Below are 15,162 nucleotides of genomic sequence, written 5' to 3' on the forward strand. Positions count from 1 at the left end.
CCAGGACCGCGGAACCAGGACCCCGGAACCAGGACCCCGGAACCAGGGCCGGGCCGTCACCTGTCCGAGTGGCCCAGGGACTTCCCCGGGGCCACTCGGTCGCGTACGGCCTTCTTGACCGCCGTGGGCTCCGGAAAGCCCTGCTCGCGCCGGTCCCACACCACCTCGTCGTCGACGCGCACGACGAACACGCCGCCCTTGCCCGGCTTCAGCGCCAGCTCGGTCAGCTCGGCCTCGAAGGTGGTCAACAGTTCCTGGGCGAGCCAGGCGGCCCGCGGCAGCCAGCGGCACTGCGTGCAGTACTCGATCTCCACGCGCTGGGCGTCCGTCATTGCAGGTGCACCGACCAATCCTGTTCCGCGGCGGGTTTGCCGTGCAGGTCGGGGACCCGCTTGAGCCAGTCCGGCCGCCCCTCCTGGGACTTCGCCGCCCGCCGGGTCTCCTCGGCGGCGAGCTCCTCCCGGCCGGGGAAGTCGGTGGGCAGCCAGGCCCCGGAGGCCCGCACGCGCGCGTGGAGATGGTCCACGTACGCCGTACGGGCCTCCTCGGGCGTGGCGAAGTCCGGGTCGTCGGCCAGCCAGGCGTCGGGCACCTCGGCGACGACCCCGCGCAGCAGTTCCCCGGTCACCCTGGGGGCGAGTTCGGCGTCGGCGGCGCGGGTGTCCGGCGCGTAGGCGCCCAGGGCGTGGTGACGGAAGTCGTAGGCCTTCTCCGGGTGCGACGCGTCCCAGCGGTGATGGAAGACGAGCGCGGCCCCATGGTCGATCAGCCACAGCTTCGGGGGCACGGTCCCGAACGTGGGCCAGATCATCAGGTTGGAGCTGTGGACGGTGCGGTCGACGTTCACGGTCAGGGCGTCCAGCCAGACGATCCGGCCCGCCTCCAGCGGGTCGACGTCGAACCTCGTGGCCACCTCGGGCGTGAAGTCCTTCGCGCCCGGGAGGTAGTCCATGCCGAGGTTGACGCCCGCGCTGGCGTCCAGCAGGTCCCGCACCTCCTGGTGCGGCTCGTGCGCGCCGAGCTCCGGATCGAAGCCCACCAGGACCAGCTCGGGGAACCGCAGCCCGAGGGCGCGGGCCAGCTCGCCCACGATCACCTCGGCGACCAGCGCCTTGCGCCCCTGCGCGGAGCCGGTGAACTTCACGACGTACGTGCCCAGGTCGTCGGCCTCGACGACGGCGGGCACGGAACCCCCTGACCGCAGGGGCTCGATGTAGCGGGTTGCGGCGACCTCTCTCAGCATCTTCCGAGGCCCCGCAGCTCTCTTACCTCATGTTCCATGGTCAGCTCCCACACGGTGCGCACTGCCTCCGGCATACGAGCATAGTGACCAAGCGTGACAGGCCGGGCGGCGGGCCGCGACTCAGCGCCAGGACGGGTGCCCCTCCGGGATGCTGCCGGTGGTGAGCCTGCGCTCGCCCGTACCGTCCGCGCGGACGGCCCAGAGCGCGGGCGCGTCGAAGGGCCCCCGCACGAAGGCCACCCACTTGCCGCCCGGGGCCCAGACCGGGTCCATCTCCTGGGCGGCGGTCTCCACCAGTTTCCTGTCGTCCGTGCCGTCGGTCCTGACGACGCGGATGTCCCCGCCCGTCCCCTCGCCCGGAGCCCCGGCGGTGTAGGCGAAGTAGCGGCCGTCCGGGGACCAGACGGGGTCGAGCGCACGCCGGGACTGGTGGGTCACCTGCCGGGGTTCGCCGCCCGGCTGCGACGGATCGACGACGTGGATCTGCCAGCCCGACGTCTTCTGCAGACAGATCGCGATGGACCGGCCGTCGGGGGACCACGCCGGGTCCTCCACCTTCGCGCCGCCGGTGGTCAGTTGCTGCGCGGAGCCGTCCGAGACGTTCACGACGAACAGCTGCTGCACGCCGTCCTGCCGGCGCAGCACGGCCAGTCGCCCGCCGTCCGGGGACCAGGACACCCGGCCGCCCGAGATGGCGGCCACCCGGCGGGCGCCGGTGCCGTCCGCGTTCGCCGTCCAGACGGCCGAACCCTGCGACGTCTTGCGTGTGAACGCCAGCGACCTGTGGTCGGGGGACCACTGCGGCAGGGCGTCGCACGTCCCCTCGATCAACTGCTTCGGGTTGTCCGTGGTGGAGTCCCGGCGGCCGATCACGCTGTGGCAGTCCGACGATCCGGGCTCCGTGTCCATCCGGACCAACAGCGGGGCGTCGGGGAACGCGGCGGGGGTCGACCGCCGGGGCGACGGCGAGGCTCCCCCGGCGTCGTCGGCGTCGCCGGAGCCGGAACCGGTCCAGGGGTGCCACACGAGCAGACCCGCGGTGGCCGCCGCGGTGAGCAGCGCCGCGACGACGACCGTCCTACGGCGCCCCCGCGGCGGCCTGCCACCGCCCACCGGCCCCGGGTCGTCCGCCGGGCCGGAACCACCGCCCACCGGCCCCGGGCCGCCCAACCGTCCGGGACCACCGCCCGCCGGTCCGGGGCCGTCGGACGGGACGGCGCCGCCGGGCGGGACGGGAGCGCCGAGGGGTACGGGAGCGCCGGACGGCGGTGTGGGGGCGGGGACGACGTCCGGAGCGGGCCCGAAGCCGGGGCCGGGCGGCGACTGGACGGTCGGGGGGTGGGCGGCCACGGCCGTCCCCCTCCCCTCGGCGGCCGCCGGCGGGGCGGACAGGGCCGTGCGCGGGTCGGTGGGCGCGACCGCCGGGCGATCGGGCGTCGTGACGGACGCCGCGGGGTCCTGACGCCGTACGAGCGCGGTCGCCTCGGCCGGCAGCCAGCCGTCCGAGGAATGGCGGACCGTCAGGAGGTTGAGGAACTCCGACGGTCCTGGGCGGTCCCGCGGGTCCTTGGCCAGACAGGCCGCGACGAGCTCGCGCAGGGGGTCGGGAACGCCCGTGAGGTCCGGCTGTTCGTGCACGACGCGGTAGTGCCGGGCCGCCGACGACCCGTCGCCGAAGGGAGCGCCGCCCGCCGCCTGGCCGAGCACCACGCCCAGGGCGAACATGTCGACCGCGGGGGTGAGCGTGCCCCCGGTGAGCTGCTCCGGCGCGAGGAAGCCGGGAGTACCGATCTGGAACCCGGTCTGGGTGAGGGCCGTACCGTCGAGGGCCCGCGCGATGCCGAAGTCGATGACCCGGGGGCCGTCCTCCGCGATGATGATGTTGGCGGGCTTCAGGTCGCGGTGGACGACGCCTGCCTGGTGGATCGCCGCCAGCGCCTCGGCGAGGCCCGCGGCCAGCACGGTGAGCGTGTCCACGGGCAGGGGGCCCACCTGGTCGAGCACGGCCTGGAGCGTGGGTCCGGGTACGTAGGCCGTCACCAGCCAGGCCGGCTCGCCGTGCGGGTCGGCGTCCACGACCGGCGCGGTGTGGAAGCCGCCGACGCGACGGGCCGCGGCCACCTCGTCGGCGAACCTGCGCCGGAAGCCCGGTTCCGTGCTCAGTTCGGGCCGTACGACCTTGACGGCCACCGCCCGCCCCGACCGCGAGCGGCCGAAGTACACGACACCCATGCCCCCTTGGCCGAGCCGTCCGACCAGCCGGTACCTGCCGTCCCCGACCGACGCGGGATCACCCTCTTCGAGCGGCTTCATGACTCCCCCATCTCGCCCCTCCGGCGCGTGCACGGGAACTCACCATCTCGGCCCCCCTCGCCGCGAATCTCCCCATCCCGGGCTCAGTTTAGAGGTTCGGCCCGCCACGTCATGGAGTCATGACGATCGACTTCCCGCCCGCCGGGGGGGGCTTGACCGGGTCCGTGGGCGGGGCCGCGGGCACGGGCACGGAAGCATTCCCGGGGTGGCTGCCCTTCGTGGCTGTGCCGGTCACCCCGCCAGCGGGTTCGGCAGCGGCAGGTAGCGCGCGTCCGCGCCGTCCGCTCCCGTCCAGCGCAGCAGCAGGTTCGTCTTGCCGGGGAGGGTGGGTGAGGAGAGCAGCGCGGGGATCTCGGGGAGGTCGTGGCGGGTGAGTTCGCGGCGGACGGCGGGCCAGGGGTCGAGGCCGGGGTGGCGTTCCGCGAGGACACCGGCGATCTCGGTCAGGTGGTTGACGACCAGGCAGTACACGAGCCGTTCCCAGCCGGCCGCCCGGGACACCTCCGGCAGCAGCTTGACGCCCTCCGCGTCGCGGAACAGCGCCCGCACCGGTGTGCCGTCCGCGTCGACGGCCACCAGCGTGTTCTGGACGTGCGCCTCCACCACGACGCCGTGGTCGGCGAAGGCCGCGAGGACCGGCGGGACGACCACACGCAGGTACGCCTCCCACCAGGTCGCCGGATCCTTCGTACTCTCCAGCGGGCTGCCCGCGAAGCCCTCCACCAGGCCCGCGGCGAGCAGGGGGGTCGCGCCGGGGCTGACGTGGTCACGCAGTCCGTCGCGGACCAGGACGGCCAGTTCCTCGAAGGCGAAGTCGGCGGTGCGGTAGCCGCGGTCGCTCAGCCAGGCCGCGGCGGCGGGAGCGCCGGCCGCCGTGCGGGCGGCGGCGGCCGCCCGGAACGCGCGGGTCGCCGCCGCGTCCGTCCGGCGCAGTCTCAGCAGGTCGTGGCGCCAGAGGCGGCGGATGTCGTTCGTGATGCGGACGTCCAGGCTGAACTTCAGGAAGAGGTCGTGGTCGGGGGCGTACAGCGTGCGGATCGCGGCCGTGGGCCAGGTGTCGGACGCCGTCGTGCCCAGCCGGATCAGCCGGCCGTCGGCGAAGGCCGGGGCGAGGTCGCGGCCGACGAGGTCGAGTTGCCAGGGGTGGGCGGGCAGCAGCCGGTAGCCGGGCGGGACCTCGCCGGAGAAGAGGGCGTCGAGGGCCGAGGTGTCGCCCTCCTCGACGACCGTGTCCTCGCGCACGCCGAGCAGCGCCAGCGGGAAGCGGGCGTGCGCCTCCGGGGCGTACGGCAGCCAGCCCGCGACCGGGCCGCCGCCGCGGGCCTTCGGGGCCGGGTGATGGGGGTGGCCGGTGAGGAGGCACTGCTCGGAGCGCAGGTAGCGGTCGTCGGGCGGGACGGCCCGGGCGCGGGCGGTGAGCAGCGCGGCCACCGCGTCCCGGCTGTCGATCATCTCGGCGGGCAGTTCGTGGTTGGACAGGCCGGTGTGCCCGCGCAGTTCCTCGGCGACGAGTTTGACGAGTTCCGTGTGGCCGAGCCGGTGCCAGGCGCCCGCCGCGTACACCTCGGGCTCGGCGGGCCGCCGTGTCCCGCGCACCCGCAGCAGGCGGTCTCCGCCGGGCAGCCGGTGGACCGGTCGCTCGCCGGGGTCGGCGGGATCGGCCGGGTTCCCCAGCGGGCGGGCCACCTCGCGCAGCAGGCAGTTGAGCAGTGGCGCGGCGGCGTACGCGTCGGCGAGGTCCGCGATGTCGCCGGCCGGCCCGACGGCGCATGCTGGTGCGGCGTCGTGCGCTGCGGCGTCGTCGCCGGCGGGCGGGGGCAGGAGGTCCACGCGATCCACTCGTTCCCTACGGTCCGTTCGGGCGGAGACGATCAGTATCGCCGTCGCCACCGCACGCGGTGACCGTCCCCGTCGTAACCGAACTCGTACCCGAGGAGCCCGACCGTGTACCGACCCCCCAGCGCCGAGGCAGAGGTCGCCGCCGAACTGGCCGCCGTACGCCCCGACCTCGTGTCGCGGTTCTCGGCCGAGCTGCCCGGTGCCCGGGCGGCCGTCCTGACCCGGCTGTGGCGTGCGCTGGCCCATGAGCCGCTGCCCTGGATCACGCGCCGCGAACCCGGCGGCGACGGGCTCACCCTGCGGCTGTCCGACGGACGCAGGCTGCACGGCCCGGCCCCGGACCCGTACGCCACCGCCGCGTACGTCGGCGCCGTACGGCTGGAGGCGGTGGAGTACGACCGGCCGGACCTGCTGCTCACGGCGCTCGCCGTGCCGCACGGCGCGGGCTTCGCGGCCGAACTCGGCCACAGTGTCGCGTCCTTGGCGCTGTCCCGGGCGGGCCGGCCGGATCACTCGGACGAGTGGCCCGCGACCGACTGGGAGTGGGAGCAGCGGGTGGTCGACGGGCATCCGTACCACCCCAACTGCCGTTCCCGCCCGGGCTTCTCGGTCGCCGAGCAGCTCGCGTACGGGCCGGAACACCGGCCGCTGGTGGAGCTGGGGCTGGTGCCGGTGGCGGCCGACGAGTGCCTGGTGACGGGTGTCTGGCCGCGGTGGCTGCGGGACGGGGGACGAGTGGTGCTGCCGGTGCATCCCTGGCAGTCGGCGCATGTGCTGAAGCGGACGGGAGACACCGCGCTGGGCGCGCGGCCGCTGATGTCCCTGCGGACCCTGGCGTTGCCCACGGGTCCGCATGTGAAGACGGCGCTCAGCGCCCGGCTGACGTCCTCGGTGCGGGACATCTCCGTCTACGCGGTCTCCGTGTCCGCGACCCTGTCGGCGTTCGCGGAGTCGCTGACCGCGCACACGGACGGCCTGTTGCACATCACCCGCACGCTGGGCGCCGCCACCGCCGGCTCGCCCGACCTGGCGGCCGTGCTGCGCGAGTCCCCGCGGGAGTACGGGTCGGCCGGGGAGCATGTGGTGCCGGTGGCCGCCCTCGCCACCACCGCGCTGCCCCGGTCCGCCGACTGGCTGGCCGGGTTCACCCGGCTGGCGCTCACGGTCGGACTGCGACTGCTGGAGCTGGGCGTCGCCCTGGAGGCGCACGGCCAGAACCTGCTGGTGGTGCTGTCACGGACGGGCGCCCCGCTGCGCCTGGTCTACCGCGACCTCGCCGACATCCGGGTCAGTCCGCGGCGGCTGGCCCGGCACGGCATCCCGGTGCCCGCGCTGACCGGACGGATCGTCACGGACGAGGTGACGACCCTGCGGCGCAAGCTGTTCGGCTCGCTGGTGGCGGGCGCGCTGGCCGCGACGGCCGGGTCGGCGGCGGCGCTGCGCACGGCGCTGGAGACGGCCGTACGCGATCTGCCGCGCACCCCGGACCTGGTGGCGCTGCTGGAGGAGCCGCTGCCGACGAAGGCGCTGACGCTGATGCGGCTGTCGCCGGGGGTGGCCGGGGACCAGTGGGCGCAGCTGCCCCGTCCGCTCGGTCCGGTTCCGCGCGGGCACTGAGCGAACCCCGCTGTGTGGCGCGCCCGGTCGGATCAATAGGATCCGGCGATGATCAGAACACAACGGCTGGCGGTGGGGATCTGTGCCCTGCTCGCCGCGTTCACGGCCGGGATCGCGTTCCCGGCCGGGGCGCTCGCCGACGAGACCACCGCCGACGCGCCGAAGGTCGACCTCGTCCTCGATGTGAGCGGCTCGATGCGCGCGAACGACATGGACGGCACGTCGCGGATGGCCGCGGCGAAGCAGGCGTTCAACGAGGTGCTGGACGCCACCCCCGAGGAAGTGCAGCTCGGGATCCGCACCCTGGGCGCCAACTACCCCGGCGACGACCGCAAGACGGGCTGCAAGGACACCGCGCAGCTCTATCCGGTCGGCCCGCTGGACCGGACCGAGGCGAAGACGGCGGTGGCGACCCTCACGCCCACCGGCTGGACACCGATCGGTCCCGCTCTGCTGAAGGCCGCCGACGACCTCGACGGCGGCACCGGTTCCAAGCGCATCGTGCTGATCAGCGACGGCGAGGACACCTGCGCCCCGCTCGACCCGTGCGAAGTGGCCCGCGAGATAGCGGCGAAGGGCATCGGTCTGACCATCGACACGCTCGGTCTGGTGCCGAGCACGAAACTGCGACAGCAGCTGAGCTGCATCGCCGAGGCGACCGGCGGTACCTACACCTCGGTCGAGCACGCCGACGAACTGACCGACAAGGTCAACCAGTTGGTGGACCGGGCGGCCGACCCGGTGGTGACGCCGGTCGCGACCCAGGGCGCGGACGCGTGCTCCCAGGCGCCGACCCTGAAGTCCGGTCTGTACACCGACCGCGCGGAGTTCGGCCGGCAGCGCTGGTACCGGGTGGACGTCAAGCCCGGCCAGGAGCTGCGCGCCTCGGTGAGCGTGAGCGCCGACCGGGCCGTGAACCCCGACCACGGGGTGCTGTTGCGGGCGGTCACCGTGCACAGCCGCGAGATCGTGCGCGGTGAGGCGGCCGGCACCGGCCGTACGGACGTCATCTCGACCGGGCTGCGTTATCCGAAGGCCGAGAGCGACGAGGAGGACGCGCCCGCCGAGACGGTGTGCCTCCAGGTGACCGACTCCTTCTCCGCGGCCGCCGGCGTGAAGACCACGCCCGGTCTGCCGCTGGAGCTGACGGTCGACGTGGTGGACGGGCCGTCCCAGGCGAGCGACGTGGCGTCGTTCGGCCTCGGGCGCGGCTGGTGGCTGCTCGGCGCGCTGATCCTGGCCGGTTTCCTCGCCGGCGTGCTGTGGGGCTGGGTGTCGCGCTGGCGCGTCGCGGTCTGGAGGACCAACTGATGCGAATCACAAGAGTACTGAGCCTTTCCCTGCTGGCCCTCGGGCTGGCCGCGGGTCCCTCGGCGGCCGACGCCACGCCCTCGGCGAGCCCGTCCGACGACAGCGGCGCCCCCACCTCGGCGGGCACCTCGTTCCGTACGGCGACCGAGATCGAGCAGGGTCAGACGGCGACGGCGGGCGGCTCCGCGGGTGACTACCTGTACTGGTCGTTCCCGGCGGACGCCGGACAGCGGCCGACCGTCAAGGCGACGGTGAAGCTGCCGGACACACACGCCGGCCAGTCCTGGCAGATCGACGTCTACGACGGCCTGCGCCGCCGTCAGGCCTGCCAGTACGGGGCGCAGACGCGCATCGCCGCCCAGGACGCGGCCTCCGTCGAGCTGGCCTGCACCCTGCGCACGGTCCGGGCCTGGTCGGAGCCGTGGGCCGATGACCCGCTGCCGGGCACCTACTACCTGCGGCTCACGGTCGTCGGCCTGAAGACCGCCGACCTGGGTCTGCCCGTGCGGACCGAGGTGCGGGTGGAGTCCAAGGACATCGGCGGCTCGGCGGCGGTGGACGGTTCGCTGTCGGAGCCGCTGGTGCCGGGGATCGCGGTCAAGTCCCAGGCCGAGTCGGCTGATTCCGACGACGCCGACGACTCCGACAGCTCGGCGAAGTCGGCGGTGCTGTCCAGCATCGAGCCCGACGACGGCTGGTCCTCCGGGTGGTGGTCCGACCGCTGGGTGTGGACCGGACTGGGCGGCATGCTGGCCGCGCTCGCGGGCATCGGCGGGTACACGCTGACGCGCGGTGCGGGGCGGCCGTCCCGAGTACCCCCCGTCGGCTGACCGCACCGGCGCGAGGCCGCTGCGGCTCCTCGCCGCAGCGGCCTGTGACCCACCGTCGGAAGGCCCGTCGCGTTCGCGCGGCGGGCATTCCGCGTGTCCGCGAGTCCGCGTGTCCGCGAGTCCGCGAGTCCGCGAGTCCGCGAGTCCGCGAGTCCGCGAGTCCGCGAGTCCGGGCGTTCACCGAGTCCGACCGCTCGCCACGCGGGCCGGGCCAACCGGGCCGCCCGCTCCGCTCAAACCCCGCTGATGCCTCGCTCAAGCCCCGCTCACGCCTCGCGCAAGGCCTTGGCCAGCGCGCCCTCGCCGGTCACGTGGATCCGTCCGGCGCGGACGGCGTCCGGCACGGTCAGCTCCCCCCGTCCGACGGCCGTACAGGTGTCGGCGTCCAGCGTCAGCCGCGCGTCCGGCTCGCGGGGCGCGGGCCCGTCGCCGTGGACCGGCCCGTCCCCGGCACCGACGTACAGGTGGAAGTCGCCCTCCTCCAAGGCGACTTCGACGAGCCCCTCACCCTCCAGGCCGCGCAACAGCGGCAGCGCGAACCAGTGGGCGCGTACGGCGTCCGTGGGCCGTCGCTCTCCCAGTTCAGCCTGCCCCCACTCGCCGAGCGCCTGGAGCGCGCGCAGCAACTCCTGTCCTCGGGGGCTGAGTTCGTAGACGTAGACCGCGCCGGGCGGCGGCAGACGGCGGCGGGTGGCCAGGCCGTCGCGTTCCATGTCCTTCAGCCGGGAGGCCAGTACGTCCGTGCTCACGCCCGGCAGATCGGCGTGCAGGTCCGTGTAGCGGCGCGGGCCGCCGAGCAACTCCCGGACGATCAGCAGGGTCCAGCGGTCGCCGACGGCGTCGAGCGCGCGGGCGACGGAACAGTACTGGTCGTAGCTTCGGCGAGGTGACATGCGGCGCAGTCTAGACATGTTGTTGGACTTTCCAAGCGGCCACTTGGTAAAACCAAGTACGCAGCAACACGAACCGGAGGGCGCGGCGCATGGAGTTCCGGCAGTCGAACAAGCTCAGCGAGGTCTGTTACGAGATCCGCGGCACGGTGATCGAGCACGCCGACGCGCTGGAGGAGGCGGGCCACAGCGTGCTGCGCCTGAACACCGGCAACCCCGCGCTGTTCGGCTTCGAGGCGCCGGAGGAGATCCTCCAGGACATGATCCGCATGCTTCCCCGGGCGCACGGCTACACGGACTCGCGGGGCGTCCTCTCCGCCCGCCGCGCGGTGGCCCAGCGGTACCAGGACCGCGGCCTGGAGGTCGACGTCGACGACGTCTTCCTCGGCAACGGCGTCTCCGAACTGGTCTCGATGGCCGTCCAGGCCCTGGTGGAGGACGGCGACGAGATCCTCATCCCCGCCCCGGACTTCCCGCTGTGGACGGCCGTCACGACGCTGGCGGGCGGCAAGGCGGTGCACTACCTGTGCGACGAGCGGGCCGACTGGTACCCCGACCTGGACGACATGGCGTCGAAGATCACCGCCCGGACGAAGGCGGTCGTGATCATCAACCCGAACAACCCGACCGGCGCCGTCTACCCCAAGGAGATCATCGAGGGCATCCTCGACCTGGCCCGCCGGCACGGCCTGATGGTCTTCGCCGACGAGATCTACGACCAGATCCTCTACGACGACGCCGTGCACCACTCGGCCGCCGCGCTCGCCCCCGACCTGGTGGTCCTCACCTTCTGCGGCCTGTCGAAGACGTACCGGGTGGCCGGGTTCCGCTCGGGCTGGCTGGTCGTCACCGGCCCCCGGCAGCACGCCAAGGACTACCTGGAGGGCCTGACCATGCTGGCCTCCATGCGGCTGTGCGCCAACGCGCCCGCCCAGTACGCCATCCAGGCGGCGCTCGGCGGCCGTCAGTCCATCCGCGAACTCACCGCGCCCGGCGGCCGCCTGTACGAACAGCGCAATGTGGCCTGGGAGAAACTGAACGAGATCCCGGGTGTGTCCTGCGTACGGCCGAAGGGCGCGCTGTACGCGTTCCCGCGCCTGGACCCCAAGGTGCACAGGATCCACGACGACGAGAAGTTCGTCCTGGACCTGCTGCTGCGGGAGAAGATCCAGGTGGTCCAGGGGACCGGGTTCAACTGGCCCACGCCCGACCACTTCCGTATCCTCACGCTCCCCCACGCGGACGACCTGGAGGCGGCCATCGGACGGATCGGGCGGTTCCTGAGCGGGTACCGGCAGTAGCGGGCTCCTAGCCTGGGGGCATGGGTGATCTCTTCATCGTCCGGCACGGTGAGACCGAGTGGTCGCGGTCCGGACGGCACACGGGCCGGACGGACGTCCCGCTGACCGAACACGGCCGGGAGGAGGCGCGCGGTCTGGTGCCGCTGATCCGCTCGCACCGGGTGGGCGCCGCGTTCGTCAGCCCCCTCCAGCGGGCGCGGGAGACGGCTCAGCTCATCGGGCTGCGCGAGGCGCGGATCGACGTGGACCTCCAGGAATGGGACTACGGCGGGTACGAGGGCGTCACGACCGTCGAGATCCAGCGCACCCGGCCGGACTGGTTCCTGTTCACGGACGGTGTCGCGCCCGGGCCGCCCGACCATCCCGGGGAGACGCCCGAGCAGGTCGGGGAGCGCGCCGACCGGGTGCTGGCCAAGGTGGACGCGGCGCTCGCCAACACCGAGGGCGTCGTGGTGCTGGTGGCGCACGGTCACTTCCTGCGGGTCCTGACCGCTCGCCGGCTGGGGCTGCCCCCGCAGGACGGGGCGCTGTTCCAGCTGGCCACCGGGGCGCTGGGCCGGCTGGGCACGGAGCACGGGCGGCCGGTGATCGCGGGCTGGAATGTCAGAGCGCGGACGTAGCCTTCACCTGGGCCGTCCGGGTCGTCCGGCGGCCGGTGGGCCCGGGAGGGAGGCGTGCCGTGACACGACCGCCGACCGCCGCGCAGCGGCGGGTGATCGATGCCGCCGACCCCGTGACCGGACGGCTGCGGGGCACGGAGGCACAGCTGGCGGCGCTGGTGGGGCGGGGGCTCGCCTTCCGGCACCCGAGACCGCCGCACGACCACTTCCTGACCCCGGCGGGACACCGGATACGGGAGTCGGCCGACCGGCCGCCCCCGGAGCCGGTCGTCGCGGCGCCCGCGACCACCGGGGTGTTCGCCGCGCGCGTCGGCGGCGAGGACGAGCCGGACCCCGGCTCCGGGGCCGCCCGGACCCGTGAGGTGCACAGTGCCTGGCAGGGCCTGCTGGAGCTGCGCCGGATGACCAACCCGGACGGCGCCACCGACCTGCCGTGCGGCTGGGAGCGGACCCATCTGGTGCGGGCCGCGGCACTCGCTCTGGAAGCGGCCGGGCACCGGCCCGCCGCGGGCCGTGATCCGGACGGTTACCGGGTGCGCGCGACCCCGCAGCCGGAGGCCGTCGCCGTGCGCGATCCGGACGGCGAGGCGCTGCGGGCCTGCGCGCGCACCCTGGAGCGGGCGGGCTGGCAGGTCGGCGAGCACGGCGAACCGCGCACCAGGGCCCGCTATCTGCTGGCCTCCCCGCGCCGGGCGTGAGGACGGCGCCGTGCCAGGATCGGTGGACAGCGCACCGAAGGACATGACCACGAGAGACGAGAAGGGGAAGCAGTGAGCGAGCCGTTTTCCGTCCGGGTGACCGTCCGTGGCTACGAGACGGATGTGCAGGGCCATCTCAACCAGAGCGTGTACCTCAACTACGCGGAGCACGCCCGCTGGTCGCTGCTCCGGGCGGCGGGGATCAGTCAGACCGGCCTCGTCGGCCAGGGCGTGGGCCCGGTCGCCCTGGAGACGACCATCCGCTACCGGCGCGAGCTGGTCGCCGGTGACGAGGTCGACGTGACCTGCGTCTTCGTCTGGGGCGAGGGCAAGACGTTCCGGATCGAGCAGACGATCCGCAGGGCGGACGGCACCGTGGCAGCCGAACTCACCGCGGTCGGGGGGCTGATGGACCTCAAGGAGCGCAGACTGGTGCCGAGCCCGCCGGAGCGCTTCAAGGAACTGGCCACGGATCCCGGCCTGCTCGGACTGTAGGCACCCGGCGGCACACCGGCCGGCGGCCGCTACCTTTCGGTCGTCGCCGGTTCCCGCGCCGCGTCGTAGGCCGCCCGCGACTCGGCGATGTGGACCCGGTTGCGCTCGGCCCAGTCCGTCAGCCGTTGCAGAGTCTCGTGCAACTCAAGCGCCACCGGCGTGAGTTCGTACTCGACCTTGGGCGGAACCGTCGCGAAGACGGTGCGGGTCAGCAGTCCGTCGCGCTCCAGGTTGCGCAGGGTGAGGGTCAGCATCCGGCGGCTGATCCCCTCGATGCTGCGCTCCAGTTCGGTGAAGCGGATCGGGCCGTGCGCGGCGGCCACCAGGATCTGCACGCTCCATTTCCCGGCGACCCTGTCAAGAACTTCGCGGACCGGGCACGCGTGCGCGTTCACGAGCTGGACGGTAACACCGGTGTTCCCCTGGGACATCGAACTGCCTCCTTACCCCGCTCTCCAGGGTCACCCACGATGAGCCCCGTTACAAGTCGTGCACCTATGGACAGGGCGGAGACCGCGCACCATGTCGAGTCCCCTCGCAGCACCCGCGCGGACGACGCCGCGCCGGACGTACTCCCGTCGGGCGTCCCTCGTCGTCCTGTGCGCGGGCACGCTCATGACGATCCTGGACGGCAACATCGTCACCGTGGCGATGCCCGCGATCCAGAACGACCTCGGCTTCGACGGCCCGGGGCTGGCGTGGGTCGTCAACGCGTACCTCATCCCCTTCGGCGGGCTGCTGTTGCTGGTGGGCCGCCTCGGCGACCTGATCGGCCGCAAGCTCATGTTCACGGCCGGGCTCGCCGTGTTCACCGCGGCCTCCGTGCTGTGCGGAGTCGCCACCGGGCCGGGCCTGCTGATCGCGGCGCGGGCCGCACAGGGGGCCGGCGGGGCGATGACCGCGGCGGTGGTGCTCGGCATGCTGGTCGCCCTGTATCCCGAACCGCGTGAACAGGCCCGTGCGATCGCGGTGTTCAGCGCGGTCGGGGCGGCGGGCGGGGCGCTCGGCACGTTTCTGGGCGGCGCCCTCACCCAGGCGCTGAACTGGCACTGGATCTTCCTGATCAATCTGCCGATCGGACTGGTCGCGCTGCTCGCGGCGGCCCGCGTCCTCGCGCCGGAACAGGGGGCGGGCCCGGGTCGGGGCGCCGACTGTCCCGGGGCGGCACTGATCACCGGCGCGCTGATGCTGACGGTGTACGTCATCGTCGGCGCCGACGACCGCTCCCTCACGGCCACCCTGCTCCTCGCGGCCCTCGCCCTGGCCCTCCTCGTGGCGTTCACCGTCCGGCAGGCCCGCGCCGCACGTCCGCTGCTGCGGCTGCGACTGTTCCGCTCACGGCTGCTGAGCGGGGCGAACGCCGTCCAGGTGCTGCTGATCGCCACGATGTACGGCTTCCAGTTCATCGGCGCCCTCTATCTCCAACGCGTACTCGGCTACGACGCGTTGACGACCGGTACGGCATTCCTGCCGGCGCCCGTCGCGATCGGGGTACTGATGCTGGGCCTGTCCGCGCGGACCATCGGCCGGTTCGGCGCCCGCCCGGTGCTGCTCGCCGGACTGCTGCTGGTCGTCGCCGGGATGGCACTGCTCGGACGTGCGCCCGCCGACGGCTCGTACCTCGTGGACGTACTCCCGCCCCTGCTGCTGCTCGCCGCCGGGTTCGCGGCCGCGATGCCCGCACTGACCGGGCTCGCCATGTCGGGTGTCCGGCAGGAGGACGCCGGACTGGCCTCCGGCCTCTTCAACACCACGCAGGTGGTGGGCGGTTCGCTGGGGCTGGCGGTGCTGTCGACGCTCGCGGCGAGCCGCACCGGCGTACTGCTCGACCGGGGTGCGGAACTGCTCCCGGCCACGGCGGAGGGCTACCGGCTGGCGTTCCGGGTTGCGGCGCTGATCGCGACGGGGGCGCTGGCCCTGGCTGCGGTGACCCTTCGCCGTCCCGGCGGGCGAGGCCGGGGCTGACGGCCCGGCGGGCCCGGCCCGCGTCGGTGCAGACGTGGGG

At 73.7% G+C, this 15,162-nt stretch carries 14 protein-coding genes; 8 read left to right on the forward strand and 6 right to left on the reverse strand.

Features of this window, described 5'->3' with window-relative positions; translation table 11 throughout:
- Positions 1 to 56: 56 nt before the first annotated feature.
- The 4 genes from ACWCQK_RS03090 to ACWCQK_RS03105 all read right to left on the reverse strand — a co-directional run bounded on the left by ACWCQK_RS03090 (position 57) and on the right by ACWCQK_RS03105 (position 5,395).
- Positions 57 to 332: a SelT/SelW/SelH family protein gene (locus tag ACWCQK_RS03090; RefSeq protein ID WP_451151229.1), complete on the reverse strand. Its 276-nt coding sequence runs from the start codon at positions 330 to 332 to the stop codon at positions 57 to 59.
- Positions 329 to 1,243, reverse strand: coding sequence for a HipA family kinase (locus tag ACWCQK_RS03095; protein ID WP_451151231.1), 915 nt, complete (start codon positions 1,241 to 1,243; stop codon positions 329 to 331). Before ACWCQK_RS03095 ends, ACWCQK_RS03090 begins: the two co-directional genes overlap by 4 nt.
- A 120-nt stretch (positions 1,244 to 1,363) precedes the next feature.
- The gene (locus ACWCQK_RS03100; protein ID WP_451151233.1) at positions 1,364 to 3,556 is read right to left on the reverse strand and encodes a protein kinase domain-containing protein; all 2,193 of its coding nucleotides are present in this window, start codon (positions 3,554 to 3,556) and stop codon (positions 1,364 to 1,366) included.
- Positions 3,557 to 3,787: 231 nt separating this feature from the next.
- Entirely contained in the window at positions 3,788 to 5,395 is a 1,608-nt protein-coding gene (locus ACWCQK_RS03105) for an IucA/IucC family protein (RefSeq protein WP_451151235.1), read from the reverse strand.
- Between the two features lie 105 nt (positions 5,396 to 5,500).
- Between ACWCQK_RS03105 and ACWCQK_RS03110 the strand changes: the two genes are divergently transcribed.
- Genes ACWCQK_RS03110 through ACWCQK_RS03120 form a run of 3 tightly spaced genes read left to right on the forward strand, consistent with a single transcriptional unit; the run spans position 5,501 to position 9,153 of the window.
- Positions 5,501 to 7,012: an IucA/IucC family protein gene (locus tag ACWCQK_RS03110; RefSeq protein WP_451151237.1), complete on the forward strand. Its 1,512-nt coding sequence runs from the start codon at positions 5,501 to 5,503 to the stop codon at positions 7,010 to 7,012.
- A 48-nt stretch (positions 7,013 to 7,060) separates the two neighbouring features.
- Positions 7,061 to 8,323, forward strand: coding sequence for a VWA domain-containing protein (locus ACWCQK_RS03115; protein WP_451151239.1), 1,263 nt, complete (start codon positions 7,061 to 7,063; stop codon positions 8,321 to 8,323).
- Positions 8,323 to 9,153 (forward strand): hypothetical protein, encoded by an 831-nt coding sequence (locus ACWCQK_RS03120; protein ID WP_451151241.1) that lies wholly within the window; start codon positions 8,323 to 8,325, stop codon positions 9,151 to 9,153. The genes ACWCQK_RS03115 and ACWCQK_RS03120 overlap by 1 nt, the downstream gene beginning before the upstream one ends.
- A gap of 266 nt (positions 9,154 to 9,419) precedes the next feature.
- Here ACWCQK_RS03120 and ACWCQK_RS03125 read toward each other — a convergent pair whose 3' ends face one another.
- Positions 9,420 to 10,046, reverse strand: coding sequence for a winged helix-turn-helix transcriptional regulator (locus ACWCQK_RS03125; protein ID WP_451151243.1), 627 nt, complete (start codon positions 10,044 to 10,046; stop codon positions 9,420 to 9,422).
- An 89-nt stretch (positions 10,047 to 10,135) separates the two neighbouring features.
- Between ACWCQK_RS03125 and ACWCQK_RS03130 the strand changes: the two genes are divergently transcribed.
- From ACWCQK_RS03130 to ACWCQK_RS03145, 4 genes are all read left to right on the forward strand, one after another.
- Complete coding sequence (locus tag ACWCQK_RS03130; protein ID WP_451151245.1) at positions 10,136 to 11,344, forward strand: pyridoxal phosphate-dependent aminotransferase; 1,209 nt, start codon at positions 10,136 to 10,138, stop codon at positions 11,342 to 11,344.
- 20 nt (positions 11,345 to 11,364) lie between these two features.
- On the forward strand, positions 11,365 to 11,964 hold the full coding sequence (locus tag ACWCQK_RS03135; protein ID WP_451151247.1) for a histidine phosphatase family protein: 600 nt from the start codon (positions 11,365 to 11,367) through the stop codon (positions 11,962 to 11,964).
- 59 nt (positions 11,965 to 12,023) lie between these two features.
- A complete protein-coding gene (locus ACWCQK_RS03140) occupies positions 12,024 to 12,662 on the forward strand; it encodes a hypothetical protein (RefSeq protein WP_451151249.1) in 639 nt (212 codons plus the stop codon).
- 72 nt (positions 12,663 to 12,734) lie between these two features.
- Positions 12,735 to 13,157, forward strand: coding sequence for an acyl-CoA thioesterase (locus ACWCQK_RS03145; RefSeq protein ID WP_451151251.1), 423 nt, complete (start codon positions 12,735 to 12,737; stop codon positions 13,155 to 13,157).
- Between the two features lie 29 nt (positions 13,158 to 13,186).
- On the opposite strand, the gene ACWCQK_RS03150 is transcribed toward ACWCQK_RS03145, so the two are convergent.
- Complete coding sequence (locus ACWCQK_RS03150; protein ID WP_451151253.1) at positions 13,187 to 13,588, reverse strand: winged helix-turn-helix transcriptional regulator; 402 nt, start codon at positions 13,586 to 13,588, stop codon at positions 13,187 to 13,189.
- 91 nt (positions 13,589 to 13,679) lie between these two features.
- Here ACWCQK_RS03150 and ACWCQK_RS03155 point away from each other — a divergent pair, with 91 nt between their 5' ends.
- On the forward strand, positions 13,680 to 15,122 hold the full coding sequence (locus tag ACWCQK_RS03155; protein ID WP_451151255.1) for an MFS transporter: 1,443 nt from the start codon (positions 13,680 to 13,682) through the stop codon (positions 15,120 to 15,122).
- The last annotated feature ends 40 nt before the right edge of the window (positions 15,123 to 15,162 follow it).

The organism is Streptomyces sp. NPDC002306 (genome assembly GCF_053593435.1).

Excerpts from the sequence above, each read along its gene's own strand:
- ACWCQK_RS03090 (WP_451151229.1), bottom strand. The coding sequence starts at position 332 with ATGACGGACGCCCAGCGCGTGGAGATCGAGTACTGCACGCAGTGCCGC.
- ACWCQK_RS03100 (WP_451151233.1), bottom strand. The coding sequence starts at position 3,556 with ATGAAGCCGCTCGAAGAGGGTGATCCCGCGTCGGTCGGGGACGGCAGG.
- ACWCQK_RS03135 (WP_451151247.1), top strand. The coding sequence starts at position 11,365 with ATGGGTGATCTCTTCATCGTCCGGCACGGTGAGACCGAGTGGTCGCGG.
- ACWCQK_RS03115 (WP_451151239.1), top strand. The coding sequence starts at position 7,061 with ATGATCAGAACACAACGGCTGGCGGTGGGGATCTGTGCCCTGCTCGCC.
- ACWCQK_RS03095 (WP_451151231.1), bottom strand. The coding sequence starts at position 1,243 with ATGCTGAGAGAGGTCGCCGCAACCCGCTACATCGAGCCCCTGCGGTCA.
- ACWCQK_RS03150 (WP_451151253.1), bottom strand. The coding sequence starts at position 13,588 with ATGTCCCAGGGGAACACCGGTGTTACCGTCCAGCTCGTGAACGCGCAC.
- ACWCQK_RS03120 (WP_451151241.1), top strand. The coding sequence starts at position 8,323 with ATGCGAATCACAAGAGTACTGAGCCTTTCCCTGCTGGCCCTCGGGCTG.
- ACWCQK_RS03155 (WP_451151255.1), top strand. The coding sequence starts at position 13,680 with ATGTCGAGTCCCCTCGCAGCACCCGCGCGGACGACGCCGCGCCGGACG.
- ACWCQK_RS03125 (WP_451151243.1), bottom strand. The coding sequence starts at position 10,046 with ATGTCACCTCGCCGAAGCTACGACCAGTACTGTTCCGTCGCCCGCGCG.
- ACWCQK_RS03130 (WP_451151245.1), top strand. The coding sequence starts at position 10,136 with ATGGAGTTCCGGCAGTCGAACAAGCTCAGCGAGGTCTGTTACGAGATC.